Origin of the sequence: Olsenella sp. oral taxon 807 (assembly GCF_001189515.2) — a bacterium.
GTDB lineage: Bacteria > Actinomycetota > Coriobacteriia > Coriobacteriales > Atopobiaceae > Olsenella_F.
The window spans coordinates 2909113-2924349 of the sequence record NZ_CP012069.2 but is presented as its reverse complement, the minus strand read 5'-3'; the positions used below and the strand labels follow the sequence as shown (position 1 = coordinate 2924349).

Genomic DNA, 15237 nt, shown 5'->3' with positions numbered 1-15237 from the left:
CGGGACATGGCAGGCTCCGGCAAGACGGACATACTTCTTTTGGGGTCGGGTGGCCGGGAGCACGCGCTTCTGGCCAAGCTTGCTGAGTCGCCGCAGGCGGGCAGGCTCTGGGTGGCTCCTGGCAACGGTGGGATGTGGCAACTCGCCCAGAGGGCCGACATCGACCCGGAGTCAGGAGGAGCGGTGAGCGCCTTCGCCCGTGAGCACGGTATCGGCCTTGTGGTGATCGGCCCCGAGGCTCCCCTCGTGGCGGGCGTAGCCGACGCCGTGCGCGCTGCAGGCATCCCGGTGTTTGGACCCTCGGGCGAGGCTGCGCGCATAGAGGGATCAAAGGGATTTGCCAAGGGAGTCATGGCAAGGGCGGGGGTGCCCACGGCCTCATACAGGAGCTTCACCGATGAGGGAGCCTGCGTGGCGTACGTGCGTGAGCTCGCAGGTCCTTGCGTCGTCAAGGCCGACGGCCTCGCTGCGGGAAAGGGCGTCGTCGTGGCTCAGACGACAGAGGAGGCGCTCGCGGGCGTCCATGCGTGCTTCTCGGGTGCCTTTGGAGAGGCTGGCTCGACCGTTATCGTCGAGGAGCTACTCGAGGGACCGGAGTGCTCGCTTCTTGCCCTCACGGATGGCACCGCGCTCGTGCCGCTCGCGACCTCGCAGGATCACAAGCGAGCCCTTGACGGGGACCGTGGCCCCAACACGGGAGGCATGGGTGTCTACTCTCCCGTGCCCATCCTGCGCGACGGTGAGCTCGAGCGCATGGTCGAGATAGAACAGAGAGTTGTCGATCAGCTGAGGGAGGATGGCATCAACTACAGCGGCTGCCTTTATGGTGGCTTCATCCTCACCAAGGATGGCCCTAAGGTCCTCGAGTTCAACGCCCGCTTTGGGGACCCCGAGACCCAGGTGGTCCTGCCACGCATGAGGGGGGATCTCGTCGAGTGTCTTCTCGCCTGCGATGGCGCCACGCTAGATCCCGCCATGGTCTCATGGGCGGACGATTGGGCGGTGAGCGTGGTTCTCACGAGTGCGGGCTACCCTGGGCACTATGAGAGGGGCAAGGTCATCTGCGGCATCGACGATGCCAACGCGATGGAGGGCGTCATCGTCTACCATGCGGGCACGACGCTCGACGACGGGGGGCGCGTGCTCACGGCAGGCGGGCGCGTGCTCGACGTGACGGCCGTCGCTGCGACCTTTGAGGATGCGCGCAACAGGGCCTACGAGGCCTGTGACAGGATCTCCTTCGAGGGCAAGACCTACCGCCATGATATTGGGATCAAGGCCATCAGGGGTCGTGACAGGCTCTAGGAATCTGAAGGAAGGGAGCTTGATGGACAAGTTGGGCAATGGGCTGCAGGCCAAGGGCTCCGAACCGGTTGATGCTGGTCTTAAGGAGGCCGTCCATAGTATGAAGGCCGAGGTGGCCTCCTTCACCTATGGGGAAGAGGAGGTGATGGGAGCGTGTGAGTCGGGACATCCCGAAGCTCGTACGCTCGTGTTGGGAGGTGGCGACCCGCGTGATGATGCCCTTGCCGAGGAGGCGCTCGATGAGAGTGTCGCATGGAAGGGTCGCATCTTCAACGTGGACCGTCTTACGGTGAGGCTTCCCGATGGCCGTGAGGCCGTGCGTGACGTCGTGCGCCATCCCGGTGCCGTCGCCATCATAGCCCTTACCGACGGTGGGCGCATCTGTCTGGTCAGGCAATACCGGACGGCCCTCGGTCGCGTGACCGTCGAGATTCCTGCAGGCAAGCTCGATCCTGGTGAGGACCCGCTCGACTGCGCAAGACGTGAGCTTTTGGAGGAGACGGGCATGGCGGCCGAAAAAATCGCCTTCCTCACCACCATCGCCACCTCCGCTGGCTTCTGCGACGAGTTGATACACATCTACATGGCCACGGGACTCTCGTATGGGTGTCCGAACCCCGACGAGGACGAGTTCCTACATGTGGATCTCGTCGAGCTGTCAGAGCTCGTGGACGCGGTGCTCGATGGCCGCATAGAGGACGCGAAGACCGTGGTGGGGGTCCTTGCCTGTGATGCGATCGCACACAGGCTCTCCACTTCTGCGGGAGTCGAAGGTGAGAGGACGGTTGGCTAGCTGGTTCTTGTCGGTTGTCGTACGTGCCACGCGCTGATGGGGCACAGGGCCCACCACGTGGTGTTTGTGTAGGCTCGCAATCTGTCGACCTACCGCGCACATACGCCGACGCTGGACGGATGGCCGTCGAGCGACGCTTGGCGCTGGGCCCTGGCTGTGGGGCTGGACGTTCGTGGTGGCGCGATGTGGGGCAGGTTGCCTATACTGTCTAGTGTCCCAGGCGACGCCGGGCAACTAGTGCAAGACAGTCACCCAGAGTCACCCAGTTACCTGTGTGGCAGCAACGGGGAGGGGCCGCATGGCTAGGAAGAGGGACATAAAGCTCATCCCTAAGGGCAGCTTGAACGCCGAGCAGGCTGAGGAGCTCTTTGGTACCGTCGACGAGACGGGCCATACCAACGAGGAGACGGCGCGTGCCCAACGCAAGCAAAGACGGTCGCGCGGCCATGGGGTGGACATCGACCCCCTCTCTGACGCTGATCCTTCTGGGTCCAACGTCGGAACGAAGATAGCCCGCACTGCCGTTGGCTTTGTTGTCGTGCTCTTGGTGAGTGTTGTCGCGCTTCAGGTCATCACGACGCTCATCCGTCGTGCGAGCACGGCGGATCTTGCGGAGAACGTCAACATCAACACGGTGAACCAGGCGCTGGACCACGGTGTCGAGTGGGGTACCGGCTTCACGCAGTTCCCGGCCGACTACAGTGTGCAGGAGGCTGACGAGAACACGCATCGCATCGAGGTAACGGTCACCGACACTGCCTCAAAGAACCCGCTGGAGTCCTTTGCCGGCTCGCAGATCCAAGCTGCCGCGCTGGCAGTCAACGCGCTTCTCAACCAGAACATCAACACCGTGGTCTATCACGTGGACGTCTACGAGGATGAGGACGGACGCGTCCAGCAGGCTGGCTTCTTTGGGCTGCTCAAGCCGTCAGGGAGCCGCAAGACGCTCATGACCTTCATCTGGTCAAAGACCACGACCGAAAATGGCGTGCGCTTCAATTGCTCGATCACGGGAGTCGACGCCAAGACGGCCGAGCAGCTTCACGACAGCATTACCTCCTCCATCACGCCGAACACGATCTTCTCGAGCATTCTGGGTACAGGCCAGAATGAGGGTTCCGAGGAGAGTTCTGAGGGCTCAAGCGGCAGCGCAAGTACAGGTGGCACGACGGAATCGTCGGAATCGCAGGGGTCGTCGGGGTCATCGGGGTCGACGGAGCCGTCTGTTAGTGCCCCGCAGGCTGCGGGGCACTAACGCTACAGCATTTGCCCAGTTGAGCTCATTTCTTCGGTACCCCGCAATCTGCGGGGCACTTTCGTGACGCCCCCATGACGCCCCTTACCTGAGAAGGTCCGTCACCTCGCCGAGCACGCCCTCGAAGCTCACGCCGCGCAGCTCAAAGTCAGGCTGGCTGCGGGTCGCGACCATCGCATCGTAGACAAAGTCGCCGGCAAACCTCACTGCGTCGAGGAGACTGCGCCCGGCCATGATGGCGGCGAGAAGGCCCGATGCGTAGAGGTCTCCCGTACCGTGTAGCATGTATGGCAGCTGCTCCTTTACCACCTCGACCAGACCAAAGTCCCTGCCGATCAGGTAGTTTCTGACCTTGCCGTCACCACGCGCGATACCTTTGAGTACGACGCATTTGGCACCCATGCCCAGCAGCGTGTCTGTGACCCTCTCGACGTACGCCTCACTTGCGTCCTGACCCTGGTAGGGAATGTGGGTGAGGATGGAGGCCTCGGTGAGGTTTGGGGTCAGCAGATCCGCTCCGTCGACGAGCTGTGCCGTTGCCTCGCACATCTCGTCTGTGTAGGTGGGGTACTTCTGCCCGCCGTCGCCCATTACGGGATCGACGATGCGCAAGGCCCTAGGATGCTCACGATACAGGCGGTTGATGGCGTCAACCTGCACCGCTGAGCCAAGGAAGCCCGAATAGACGGCATCGAGCTCGATCTTCTCCTCGACCCAGGCGTCAAGGTAGCCGTCGAGCATCTCGGTGGTGTCATGCATGTAGAAGCTGGGGAACTTGGTATGTGCCGAGAAAAGCGAGGTTGGTACGGGACAGACGTCACAGCCTGCGGCGGAGAGGACGGGGATGGCGACGCCCAGCGAGCACTTGCCATAGCCGCAGAGGTCATGCACGGCGGCGACACGTGGAATGTAGCTGCCCTCGCGTTTGTACAGATACAGGTCCTTTGCTTCTGACATGATCTTCCTTTCACATGGACTTATGGACCGATGCTAGAAGACAGAATAGACATTGCCAGGGCAGATGGCAAATGAGAACGCATGGGCACACGTGGACGCCTATACTGGACGCGCAGTTATGTCGGAGTCGCGCGGGTGGCACGTGCTCTTCTTGCGTCGCAGGCTACCTTCGCGCTCGCCCCCTGAATCCGGAGGTTTGCTATGGCAGAGAAGGCACTAGTTGGTATCATCATGGGCTCGAAGTCGGATCTTCCCGTGATGGGGGCCTGTACCGAGCAGCTCGAGGAGTTTGGCGTTCCCTTCGAGATGATCATCGCGTCGGCCCATCGCGCGCCTGACAGGGTGCACGAGTGGGCCGCAGGGGCAAGGGAGCGCGGACTTAAGGTCATCATCGCGGCTGCCGGCAAGGCAGCACACCTAGCCGGCGTCGTCGCGGCCTTCACCTCCCTTCCCATCGTTGGCGTCCCTATGAAGACGAGTGACCTGGGTGGCATGGACTCCCTCCTCTCCATGGTGCAGATGCCCTCCGGCGTTCCTGTGGCCTGCGTTGCGATAGGCGGTGCCAAGAACGCGGCCATCTATGCCACGCAGATTCTCGCGACAACCGATCCCGGATACGCGAGGGTCATCGAGGACTTCAAGAGGAACATGGCCGAGGGCTGAGCTGATGCCGAAAGACCCCTTAGACGGCGACTGGGAGCTGTCGCGTCTGTACCAGGAGCTGGGTCTGTCGTCGACGAACGTGCCCGGTGACCTGTCGCAGCCTGGCATGAGCCGGAGGCAGCCGCAGTACGGGCAGGCTAGGCGGACCTCTGGGCGTCGGAGTCTCGCCCACAGGATATCGAACTTCCTCATTGTCGTGGGCGTCGTGCTGCTTGTGGCGGCGGGCGGTGTCTGGGGCTTTACCCAGTGGCGCTACCATGAGTCTGCGGTCGAGAACGAGCGGCTTGCCGCCTACGCGGAGGTCTTCGAGAATCCGTCTGATGCGCCCCAGGTCGACTGGGACGGGCTCAGAAAGATCAACGGCGATGTGGTGGGTTGGCTCTATGTTCCGGGCACGACCATCAACTATGCCGTGTATCAGGGGGAGGACAACGAGCAGTACCTGCATCACTCCGCCACGGGTAACTGGGTGGTCTCGGGTCAACTCTTCATGGACTATCAGAACGTCGCTCCCGGCATGGTGGACGAACAATCGATCATCTACGGACACCACCTGCTCAACGGGACGATGTTCGAGCAGATAGCCGCCATGGATGACCAAGATAAGTTCAATGAGATCGGAACTATCTGGTACGTGACCGATCAAGGCCCCCATGAGCTTGTGCCCCTGCTTATGTACTACTCGCGGGCGGACGATCAGGACGTGCGTCGTTTCGATTTTAACAGCGTCGATGAGTACCACGCCTATCTGGGCAGCCTTCTTGACAAGTCTGTCACGAGCCGCCCTGATGCGACCCGCATCATCCAAGGGACCCGACACGTCCTCTCGCTCGTCACCTGCAACTACTATCGGGAGTACTACGACGAGGACGGCACCAACGGGAGAAGCATTCTCGTCTGTGTGCCTAAGGTCGAGGTAGACGCCGCCCTCGCATCGCAGACGTGAGCCAGGTTGGACGCCCGCTGGCGTGGCGCCGCCCGCTGGCGTGGCGCCGATAGTGCCCGGGATTCTGCGGGGCACTATCACCGAGACGTTTGCCCAGTTGGCACCCTTTCCTCAGTGCCCCAGAATCTGCGGGGCACTATCGGCGTTGCCCTCAGCTGGCGTTGTCGTCGGGACAGGTTGCGGGAGGGTTGGCCGTCCCTCGGCTTCCCCTTCTCCTCCGTCAGTTCTGCCCGACTCGCGACTTCAAGAGAAAGTATGCCTGACAACATCGAGCACGGTCTACCATAGGCATCAGACATAGACATCGGACGCGACCCATAAACGGGAAATGGCAGTTTGAGAGGAGCGAGGATGGCGGTTCAAGAGAAGAGGCACGTGAGCTACGCCGACGCGGGTGTGGACGTGGGCGAGGGGGCCCGTGCCGTTGACGCCATCAAGGACGCGGTGCGCTCCACCGCTCGTCCAGAGGTCATAGGGGGTCTGGGCGGCTTTGGTTCGTGCTTCTCTATGAGCGGATTTAAGGACATGGAGGACCCTATCCTGGTCTCGAGCACCGATGGGGTGGGTACCAAGCTTGCGATCGCACGTCTGCTCGACCGTCACGAGACCGTGGGGCAAGACCTTGTTGCCATGTGCGTCGACGACATCGTGCCCCTGGGTGCGGAGCCCCTCTTCTTCTTGGATTACGTTGCCGTGGGCAAACTGCGGGCGGATCACATGGCAAAGGTGGTGAGTGGCATTGCCAAGGGCTGTCGCCTCTCGGGCTGCGCGCTCGTGGGCGGCGAGATGGCCGAGCATCCCGGCGTGATGGCTGAGGGAGACTATGACCTCGCCGGCTTCGTGGTGGGCGTCGTTGACCGACCCAAGATGATCGGTCCGGAGAGGGTGCGTGCAGGTGACGTGATCCTTGGCCTGCCGTCGAGTGGCATTCACTCCAACGGCTACTCGCTTGTGCGCAAGGTCGTCATCGAGGGGCGTGGTCTCCAGGAGCTGGAAAGGCCGCTCGACGAGCTTGGCGGCGAGTCCATCGCGGACGCCGTCATGCGCCCCACGACGATCTATGCCGGCGCGCTCGTGCGTGTCCTCAGGGCGGGGGCGCCCATCCATGCGATGGCGCACATCACGGGCGGTGGCATCACGGAAAACCTCGATCGCGCCCTTCCTGAGGGTGTGGACGCCATCGTCTATCGTGGGGTTGCGGCAGGCTGTGGCTGGGATGGGGCGGGCGAGCCCGCATGGAGCGTGCCTCCCGTCATCAGCTACTGCGTGCGCGAGGCGGGTCTCACGCCGGACGAGGCGTATAGGACCTTCAACATGGGTGTCGGCATGAGCCTCATCGTGGGAGCCGATGACGTCGATGCCGTGCGTGACGCGCTTGGGGCCGAGGGTCTCTCGTCCTTCGTGATGGGCGAGTGCGTGGAAGGCGACGGCAAGGGCAAGGTGATGTACCGGTGAGCGGGGCAGCCGCAGCGGGCTCCGCTGTCGCAGTGGGCAGAGGCGCGCCCGTCAGGCTGGGCGTCCTCATCAGCGGTGGTGGGACAAACCTCCAGGCCATCATCGACCGTATCGCGGCGGGTACGCTCGACGCGATGGTCGAGCTGGTGATCTCCTCGCGTCCGAGTGCCTATGGACTTAAGCGCGCCGAGGCCGCAGGCATCAAGACCATGGCGCTCTCCAAGGAGGCCTACCGCGATCCTTTGGTGGCTGACGAGCGTATCGCGAGCGCCCTCAAGGACGCCAGCGTGGACTACGTCATCATGGCCGGGTATATGCGCATGGTGCATGCGCCCATACTGGACGCCTTTAAGAACCGCGTCGTTAACCTGCACCCGGCGTTGCTGCCCAGCTTCAAGGGGGCACATGCCATCCAGGACGCCTACGACTACGGCGTCAAGGTGACGGGCGTGACCGTTCACTTTGCCGATGAGCGCTACGACTGCGGACCCATCATCGCGCAGCGGCCGCTCGTGGTCGAGGAGGGCTGGTCTGTCGCTGAGCTTGAGGCCCATATCCATGAGGTGGAACACGAACTCTATCCCGATGTGATCCAGCTTCTGGCCGAGGGCCGCGTGCGCGTGGGGGCAGATGGCAGGGTGGTCGTGGACCCCGCGCATTAGGCTGATCGTACCACGTCGCTGGTGGGGGGCTCAGCGCTGTGCTCGGCTGCTTGACTGTTAGATTTGCCTTATCAACTTTACGTTCGAGGGATTGCTCGCGTCCTTGACGTCGGATCGGCATGCCGATATAACGAAACTGTGGGAGATGGGTATGCCACTGTGGACGTACGGGTGCTGTTAGATCAACGCCAGGTTACGAAATATCATCTCTCAAGTGAGGCTTCGTGAGTTCGTGTGGGTAGGGGGTCACGTCACCGTGGGGTGGGCCTCAGGTCCGAGCGTCCTGGTATCACGGGGCCAGGGGGCCGTCGATGTCGTGGGACCTGTGGCCCCACCCAGTCGTGCGAGCGGTTGTGAGGGGGCGCAGGAGTGTACACAGATTGGAGAAAATGGCCTCTCGGAGCTGTTTTGGGGCACTTGTGTACACTGTTGCGACGCGAAGGTCACGCGAGCGAACGTGGGGACAGGAGTGTACACAGATCGGAGAAAATGGCCCCTCAGAGCCGTATTGGGACATGCGCGTCATCCCGACAAGCGAATCCATGCGATCAACTTTTCGCAAAACTCCCTTGGATGTAGGGTGAAGAATTCCGCGTGACCCATCCCTGCGTTCTCGACGACCAGCGCATGGGGAAACGTTTTGCGGACATACGCGATGTCCCATTTTCGTGACCGTTTCTCATCAGAGCCATACCAATATGCTATGCGGCACCTGACGGGCGGGACGGGCTTTGGCATGGAGTAGTTATTGCAGGAGTAGAACGAGCGCCAGATGGTTCTCGCGCTCATGCTATGCATGGCCTTCTTGATGTACCTGAGATCGTCGTCCGTGTACTTCTCGGGGTCAAACATGCTCCGCAGCGCCCTGACGCTCATATGCTTGCCAAGCTCCACCATTGCGAAGTCACGGACGCCAATGAGGTAGGTCAGCGGCTTCCAGAGTTGGTACGGGGTCATGCCACCGTCTATCACGGCGCAGCTAGCGTCTACCTTCCCAACCGCTAGCATCCGCGTTACGATGCCTCCACCCATGGAACAACCGTAAAGGCATGTGATGTTGCTGAGGTTGCGCTCTATGAGCCACGTGGCCATCTCGTCGGCAATCTGCTCCACGCTGGTAAAATCCGCCTCCGGCGCGTCCGGATCAAAGCCAGGTAGTGCGGGAATAACGAGATGATAGCCATCTTTCAATAGGGGTACCACATAATTGAAAACATCCCAGTGCACGCCGAGTGGATGGAATAAAATAAGAAGACTCTCATTTTCCTTCCCAAATTCGTGAATGGTCACGTTTTCTCCATACACAGACCTTGATTCTGGTGGCAAAACCACTGGCTAAGCCAGTGGTGCTAACGGTGGCTCCACCCTATCGTCCTTCTGTAATAACAGTCCCCGCCCTACCATGGAGGTGCGGAGGGGCGGCTGCGCCGTCCGGGAAGGGCGGGGACTATGGACAAGGATAGCTTATCGCACACGAGCTGGAACAAGGATATGAGCTGTACATGTACAAACGGATAACGGATGCTTTTCGGAGTCACGTAGCTTCCGGCCCTGGCATGGGGACACCGCATGGCTTGGCACGTCCACTTTAATGTCAAAGGCCTCGCTCGCAGGAGTGAATCCTATTTGGCCACATCAAAAAATATTCAGAAGTGAATAGTTCGTCTCCCTTCCTATTCATTCGCGCAAACATATCAAAGATTGCTGGAGACCCGCAAGAAATGGGAAGCTTCGTGAATTCGTGTGGGTGGGCGGTTGCGTCACCGCACTGGCGACGTGGGCCTCACCGCCAGGGCGACGACGCAACAGTGTACACAGATTGGCGAAAACGGCCCCTCGGCGTCATTTTGGGGCATTTGTGTACACTGTTGGGTCGTGGGCTTGGGTTGTGGGTGGCCTTGGGATCGCAATAGTGTACACAAATGGGAGGATCGGGCCTCTCCGCGCCGTTTTGGGGCGTTTGTGTACACTGTTGGGCTGTTGCGCTGTTGTGGACAGACGTGGGGACGCAGGAGTGTACACAAATGGGAGGATCGGGCCTCTCGGCGCCGTTTCGAGGCATTTGTGTACACTGTTGCGACGTGAGTTGCGACGCGAGTCGCGATACGAATCGCGACGCGAGTAGCGCCAGGTGGCACGAGCGCCTCAACCGCCACGGCGTGCCGGCGGCGCCCCCTCGCTGGCCCCTCTCGCTTGGTCGGGAAGACAGGCTCTGCGCGAGTGGCACCGCTGCCAGGTTGGCATCTTCGCCAAGGCGTCAACCCACACGAACCCCTGAAGAGCCAGAAATGGGATCTTTTCAAAGCAGAGAGGACGGTCGCCTCAACCCTCGCCCGCCTCCATGAACACATGGAATTTCATCGCTTTAACCCGAACGCTACCGAAATCTGTATTTTCCTTTGCCATGACCAGGTACCCGTTCAATGACTCCGTGTTCTACCATCTTTTTCAAAAGATCCGATGCCCTTGATGGTTTAATGCCGATCACTCCCATCACATCCGAACGTCCAAAGATTGTCTGATCAGGGAATGCATTGCGGAGTTTCAGAATATGGCTTACCGTTTTTGACTGGAATACAGTCTCAATGTTCGCTTCTAATGCTTCAATGTCCGGTTTTGAGGTCTTAATGTCCGGTGTTTTTGCCGCTTTGAACGTACCACTGATGTGCAATGTCCGATTATGGAGCGGATGGTTCTCGTTTAAAAGAAGATTTCTTAAGAACAACTCTAGAAATTCTGTCGTTTCATGGATACCATTTTTTAGATCATTGTAGTTTGCCCGGACAAGTGAATTACGGAAGTACCATGCATTCTCAGCAAAGATATCGTTTGTTACATCGAAACCCAATGTACGTAGATATTTAATGAAGAATACCGCTGTCGTTCTGGTATTACCTTCACTAAACACATGTATTTGCCACAGCCTCGAGATGAATATAGCGAGATGATGAATAACCTCACTCATCGAGAGATTCTTGTAGGAGAATTTCCTCTCTTCGGAAAGATCATAGTTCAGAGTTGCTTGCAGCTCTGTGGCGCTGCCATAAAGCACCGTTGCACCGTTAAGCACCCATTCCTTCTTTGTGATGTTATAACCCCTGATGCACCCTGCGTGAGAAAAGATACCTGCAAATAAGCTTCTGTGAATGGAAAGATATTCATTTGGTGTAAAGCTGAACGCCCTCTCGGAAAGGAGTGCTGCGATTCTGGCCGAAACCTTGTCTGCTTCCTCGGTGCGATCTCCCGCATCACGGGCAGGGTTCTCCTTATAATAAGCTTGAAGAAGTGCACTTACCTCGTCAAAGGATATCTCACCTTCAATATTACGAGCAGCGGTATGCGCCAGATATTCTGATGTCTCCAATCCGTCAACTGCCTGTAGGCCGATGGCCGTGTGCCACGCATACCCCTTCACTCGTTTATTAGGTTCAGATTCTTTGATATATTCCTTAAAGGGATCGTTATTCACCCCAGATCACCTCCCAGCTGCTATCTTACCCTGAGCCCCCGGCACTCCCTGAGCCCATGACTGGCAGCCTGACGGTGTTCGAGCACTTGATCCCGAAGGCCCTGTACGCCTCACCCATCTTTCTGGTTGGCCCGGAGCTGATCAGCCGCCCGTCGTACTCCACGGCGCGCTGCTCGCACGGGATCTCCGGCATCGACTCGACCGCAGGCGAGGTCCTGCGCGAGGCCAGCATGTCCGGCATCTCCCTGGTCGCGGCGGTGGCCCTGCGTCGGCGTAGGCCATCAGGCCGCTCGAGCGCAGGAACGAGCCCGGCGGGAGCGCGTCGCCGAACGACACGGTGAGCATCGGGCGCGCGGCGCGGGCGTCGCGTCTCCTGGATCCCTCGACGCCCTCCCTCGCCAGGCCTCTTTGATGTGGCTAAAATCGTTGTCCGTGTACTTCTCGGGTCGAATATGCTCCACAGCACCCTGACGCCCAAAATGCCTGCACAGCTACAGGGGCACATCGGGTCTCTCCCCAAATTCATGAGTATTCACGTTTTCTTCACACATGAACTCTGACGGGTCAAGCTCATGTTCGTTTCCTGGACCCCAGGCCTTTGGTCTCTGGCTCTGACAACTCAAGCTACACGCCTCCTGCCTGGTGGGCGCCCAACTTGCTCGATTGCCCGCAAGCCTCAGCCTTACTGACCTGTTGTGGCTATGCGCCCTCAGCCCTTGTCATCAGCACCACCGTCTCCACATGCTTGGTATGGGGGAACATGTCAACAGGCTCGATCGAGTCAACGTGATAGTCATGCCTGCGCAGCTCCGTCAGGTCGCGTAGCTGGGTCTTGGGGTTGCAGCTCACGTACACGATGCGCATGGGCGACAGCCCAGCGACGCTCGCGAGAAACTCTGGGGTTGACCCGGCTCGCGGCGGATCCATGACCACGACGTCGTAGTGCCGCCTGCTGTGTTTTCTGCGGCCTGTGCGCAGGTAGGCCGTCGCATCGGCGCATACGAAGGAGCAGGTGGCGCTCAGCCCGTTGGCCTGTGCGTTTCTTCGTGCACAGCTCACGGCTGCACCAACTTGCTCGATGCCTGTGACCCGTACGCCATCAATCCTGGCGTCTCGCGCTGCGGCTGCCATGCAGATCCCGATGGTGCCCGTCCCACAGTAGGCGTCGAGCACGCGCATACCCTCGTGCAGTCCAGCCTTCTCGATAGCCAGTTCGTATAAGGTCTCGGTCTGGGCGGGGTTCGTCTGATAGAAGCTCGTGGGTCCGATCTCAAAGCGACAGCCAAGTAGCTCATCGTGCATGACCCCCGGTCCCCAGAGCGTCACGCAGCTCCTACCAAGGATCGCGTTGGTGCGCCGGGAGTTCACGTTCTGCACGATGCTCGTGATCTCGGGATGTCTTGACCGCAACATGCGCACGAAGCGCTCGGCATGGGGGAGCCTCTCCCCATTGGTGACAACGGTAAGGAGGACCTCGTCGGTCGCGTATCCGCAGCGCACCACGGCATTGCGCAGGACGCCCCTGCCCCGATCCTCCTCATAGGCGGGGATCCGCAGCTGCTCAGTCACGCGTGCCACATCGTTCAGGATAGTGCGGCCCTGCGGGTTTTCAACGAGGCACTTCTCACACCAGACGATGCGGTGTGAGTTGCCCTCATAGAATCCCGACCGCACGCGCCCGCCCTTGCCGGGGGCAAAAGGCGCTGCAGCCTTCTGGCGAAAGCGGCAGGGCTCGTCCATGCCGCGAATCGCACTTACCGTGCAGCCATCCTCCCGGCATACGCCCGTAAAGAGGCGCTCTACCTCCTCCTGCTTGCGCCTGAGTTGGATGGGGTAGGGAACAGAGAGCCACTCGCAGCCACCGCAACGCCGCGAGATGGGACATGTATAGGTACGGTAACCCATGTGTTTCCCTTTCCAACCACGCACAAAACGTGTCCCCCTATGGCATACACTATGCTTGGACAAACGAAGGTCGAGCGTACGTCGCTCGGAGGATGGCACATCTCATTCCATTCTATAGCGTATGCAAGGGGGATATGATGCCTGCATCAACAACGGGTGAGGATGACACGACCGCTCACTGCGTCACGTCGCGGCGGGCTCATCGCGAGGGGTGGCAGATGGATATCGACGCCCCCGAGCTTCGTGAGGAGTGTGGCGTCTTTGGCATCTGGGCTCCTGGCCGTGACGTGTCCCGCATGACTTACTTTGCCCTGCGGGCGCTTCAGCATCGCGGCCAGGACTCGGCGGGCATCGCCGTCGGCAACGGAAAGACCGTGCTCGTTCGTAAGGACCTTGGCCTGGTTACGGAGGTCTTCAAGGACGAGGACCTGCAGGCCATGCAGGGCAGGGTCGCCATAGGCCACTGCCGCTACGGCACCGCAGGCGCGAAGGGCTGGGAGTCGTCCCAGCCGCACCTCTCGGCGATCGGTGACGTGGTCATCGCCCTTGCCCATAACGGGACGCTCGTCAACTTCGACGAGCTGCGCCACGAGCTGATAGAGGCGGGCGTTCCCTTTCGCTCGGATACGGACAGCGAGGTGGCGGCTCGCCTCATCGGCTACTTCACGCACCGGACCTCTCACCTGAGCCAGGGCATTCGACGAACCATGCAGATGATCGAGGGCGGGTATGCCATGGTGCTGGTACGGGAGAACGCCCTCTATGCCTTTCGCGATCCGCTGGGCATACGACCTCTTGTCCTTGGAAGGCTTGATGAGGATGAATGGGTCGTGGCGAGCGAGACCTGTGGCCTCGATATCGTTGGGGCGACCTTCGTGCGAGAGGTGCGTCCCGGCGAGATCCTGCGCATCTCGGACGGGGGGTTCATGAGCGAGGAGGGCCTGCCGCAGGTGGGTGAGGCCAAGTGCATTTTCGAGGAGGTCTACTTTTCGCGTCCCGATTCCATGCAGGACGGTCGCTCGTTCTACATGGTTCGCCACGAGATGGGAAGGCAGCTTGCCCGGGAGGCACCTGCAGACGTTGATCTGGTGACAAGCGTGCCAGACAGCGGCACGCCTGCCGCAGAGGGCTTTGCCATGGAGCTGGGCCTGCCGTTTGCGACGGGGCTCATTAAGAACCGCTACGTGGCCCGTACGTTCATCGCGCCCACGCAGGAGCTGCGCGAGATGGGCGTGCGGCTCAAGTTGACGGCGCTCTCTGATGTCGTGGCGGGAAAGCGCGTGCTCATCGTGGATGACTCTGTGGTGCGCGGCACGACATCTAGGCAGATAGTGCGTATGCTGCGTGAGGCGGGCGCGACCGAGGTGCACATGCGCTCGGCGTCTCCCGAGGTCGTGTGGCCCTGCTTCTATGGCATCGATACCGCGACGCAAGACCAGCTCATCTCCGCGAGCAAGACCGTAGGCGAGGTGCGAGAGTACATAGGGGCCGACTCGATGGCGTTCCTCTCTACGGAGGGGCTCATGAAGTGTGTGCCCCCGTGCGGCTATTGTCGCGCCTGCTTCACGGGTGACTATCCCGTGGCGATCCCACGCTCGTTCTATGAGGAGAAGTTCCTGCCGGGATATAAGCCACGGATCGCCGAGCCGACCTCCCCTGCCCAGCAGCCAGCGGCTGTCGAGCCGACGCCCGCCACCGCGCAGCCGACGCCCGTCACAAGGCCCACTGCCCTGGAGTCGGCGCTCATCAGGCCGACGCCCGTTGGCGTTGGACCGGCGGGCCGTCGCTGACGGGTTAGCTGCAAGGTGCGGAGTATCCCGTCTTTTG

Annotated in this window: 13 protein-coding genes; 8 read left to right on the top strand and 5 right to left on the bottom strand. The window is 60.6% G+C overall.

What is annotated here, in order from left to right; genetic code table 11:
• The first annotated feature begins 6 nt into the window (after nt 1–6).
• The 3 genes from purD to ADJ70_RS12660 all read left to right on the top strand — a co-directional run bounded on the left by purD (nt 7) and on the right by ADJ70_RS12660 (nt 3353).
• The gene (gene purD / locus ADJ70_RS12670) at nt 7–1305 is read left to right on the top strand and encodes a phosphoribosylamine--glycine ligase (protein ID WP_050341977.1); all 1299 of its coding nucleotides are present in this window, start codon (nt 7–9) and stop codon (nt 1303–1305) included.
• A gap of 100 nt (nt 1306–1405) precedes the next feature.
• Nucleotides 1406–2098 (top strand): NUDIX hydrolase, encoded by a 693-nt coding sequence (locus ADJ70_RS12665; protein ID WP_083444115.1) that lies wholly within the window; start codon nt 1406–1408, stop codon nt 2096–2098.
• A gap of 298 nt (nt 2099–2396) precedes the next feature.
• Entirely contained in the window at nt 2397–3353 is a 957-nt protein-coding gene (locus ADJ70_RS12660; protein WP_050341976.1) for a hypothetical protein, read from the top strand.
• An 84-nt stretch (nt 3354–3437) separates the two neighbouring features.
• On the opposite strand, the gene ADJ70_RS12655 is transcribed toward ADJ70_RS12660, so the two are convergent.
• A complete protein-coding gene (locus ADJ70_RS12655) occupies nt 3438–4310 on the bottom strand; it encodes a PfkB family carbohydrate kinase (protein WP_050341973.1) in 873 nt (290 codons plus the stop codon).
• 201 nt (nt 4311–4511) lie between these two features.
• Between ADJ70_RS12655 and purE the strand changes: the two genes are divergently transcribed.
• The 4 genes from purE (at nt 4512) to purN (ending at nt 8036) form a co-directional block, all read left to right on the top strand.
• The gene (gene purE, locus ADJ70_RS12650) at nt 4512–4973 is read left to right on the top strand and encodes a 5-(carboxyamino)imidazole ribonucleotide mutase (RefSeq protein WP_050341971.1); all 462 of its coding nucleotides are present in this window, start codon (nt 4512–4514) and stop codon (nt 4971–4973) included.
• A 4-nt stretch (nt 4974–4977) separates the two neighbouring features.
• Nucleotides 4978–5919, top strand: coding sequence for a class B sortase (locus tag ADJ70_RS12645; protein WP_050341969.1), 942 nt, complete (start codon nt 4978–4980; stop codon nt 5917–5919).
• A gap of 351 nt (nt 5920–6270) precedes the next feature.
• Entirely contained in the window at nt 6271–7374 is a 1104-nt protein-coding gene (purM, locus tag ADJ70_RS12640) for a phosphoribosylformylglycinamidine cyclo-ligase (protein WP_050341966.1), read from the top strand.
• Nucleotides 7371–8036, top strand: coding sequence for a phosphoribosylglycinamide formyltransferase (gene purN / locus ADJ70_RS12635; protein ID WP_083444026.1), 666 nt, complete (start codon nt 7371–7373; stop codon nt 8034–8036). The genes purM and purN overlap by 4 nt, the downstream gene beginning before the upstream one ends.
• Before the next feature lie 522 nt (nt 8037–8558).
• Here the strand turns inward: purN and ADJ70_RS12630 are convergent.
• From ADJ70_RS12630 to rlmD, 4 genes are all read right to left on the bottom strand, one after another.
• Entirely contained in the window at nt 8559–9326 is a 768-nt protein-coding gene (locus ADJ70_RS12630) for an alpha/beta fold hydrolase (protein WP_050341962.1), read from the bottom strand.
• Between the two features lie 1087 nt (nt 9327–10413).
• Complete coding sequence (locus ADJ70_RS12625; protein ID WP_050341960.1) at nt 10414–11505, bottom strand: Fic family protein; 1092 nt, start codon at nt 11503–11505, stop codon at nt 10414–10416.
• 25 nt (nt 11506–11530) lie between these two features.
• A complete protein-coding gene (locus ADJ70_RS15005) occupies nt 11531–11746 on the bottom strand; it encodes a hypothetical protein (RefSeq protein ID WP_172674508.1) in 216 nt (71 codons plus the stop codon).
• Between the two features lie 458 nt (nt 11747–12204).
• A complete protein-coding gene (gene rlmD, locus ADJ70_RS12615; protein WP_050341956.1) occupies nt 12205–13410 on the bottom strand; it encodes a 23S rRNA (uracil(1939)-C(5))-methyltransferase RlmD in 1206 nt (401 codons plus the stop codon).
• 218 nt (nt 13411–13628) lie between these two features.
• Here rlmD and purF point away from each other — a divergent pair, with 218 nt between their 5' ends.
• Nucleotides 13629–15200, top strand: a complete 1572-nt coding sequence (gene purF / locus ADJ70_RS12610) for an amidophosphoribosyltransferase (protein ID WP_083444025.1) — start codon at nt 13629–13631, stop codon at nt 15198–15200.
• The last annotated feature ends 37 nt before the right edge of the window (nt 15201–15237 follow it).

Excerpts from the sequence above, each read along its gene's own strand:
- purE (WP_050341971.1), top strand. The coding sequence starts at position 4,512 with ATGGCAGAGAAGGCACTAGTTGGTATCATCATGGGCTCGAAGTCGGAT.
- purD (WP_050341977.1), top strand. The coding sequence starts at position 7 with ATGGCAGGCTCCGGCAAGACGGACATACTTCTTTTGGGGTCGGGTGGC.
- purF (WP_083444025.1), top strand. The coding sequence starts at position 13,629 with ATGGATATCGACGCCCCCGAGCTTCGTGAGGAGTGTGGCGTCTTTGGC.
- purM (WP_050341966.1), top strand. The coding sequence starts at position 6,271 with ATGGCGGTTCAAGAGAAGAGGCACGTGAGCTACGCCGACGCGGGTGTG.
- ADJ70_RS12665 (WP_083444115.1), top strand. The coding sequence starts at position 1,406 with ATGAAGGCCGAGGTGGCCTCCTTCACCTATGGGGAAGAGGAGGTGATG.
- rlmD (WP_050341956.1), bottom strand. The coding sequence starts at position 13,410 with ATGGGTTACCGTACCTATACATGTCCCATCTCGCGGCGTTGCGGTGGC.
- ADJ70_RS15005 (WP_172674508.1), bottom strand. The coding sequence starts at position 11,746 with ATGCCGGACATGCTGGCCTCGCGCAGGACCTCGCCTGCGGTCGAGTCG.
- ADJ70_RS12655 (WP_050341973.1), bottom strand. The coding sequence starts at position 4,310 with ATGTCAGAAGCAAAGGACCTGTATCTGTACAAACGCGAGGGCAGCTAC.
- ADJ70_RS12660 (WP_050341976.1), top strand. The coding sequence starts at position 2,397 with ATGGCTAGGAAGAGGGACATAAAGCTCATCCCTAAGGGCAGCTTGAAC.
- ADJ70_RS12645 (WP_050341969.1), top strand. The coding sequence starts at position 4,978 with ATGCCGAAAGACCCCTTAGACGGCGACTGGGAGCTGTCGCGTCTGTAC.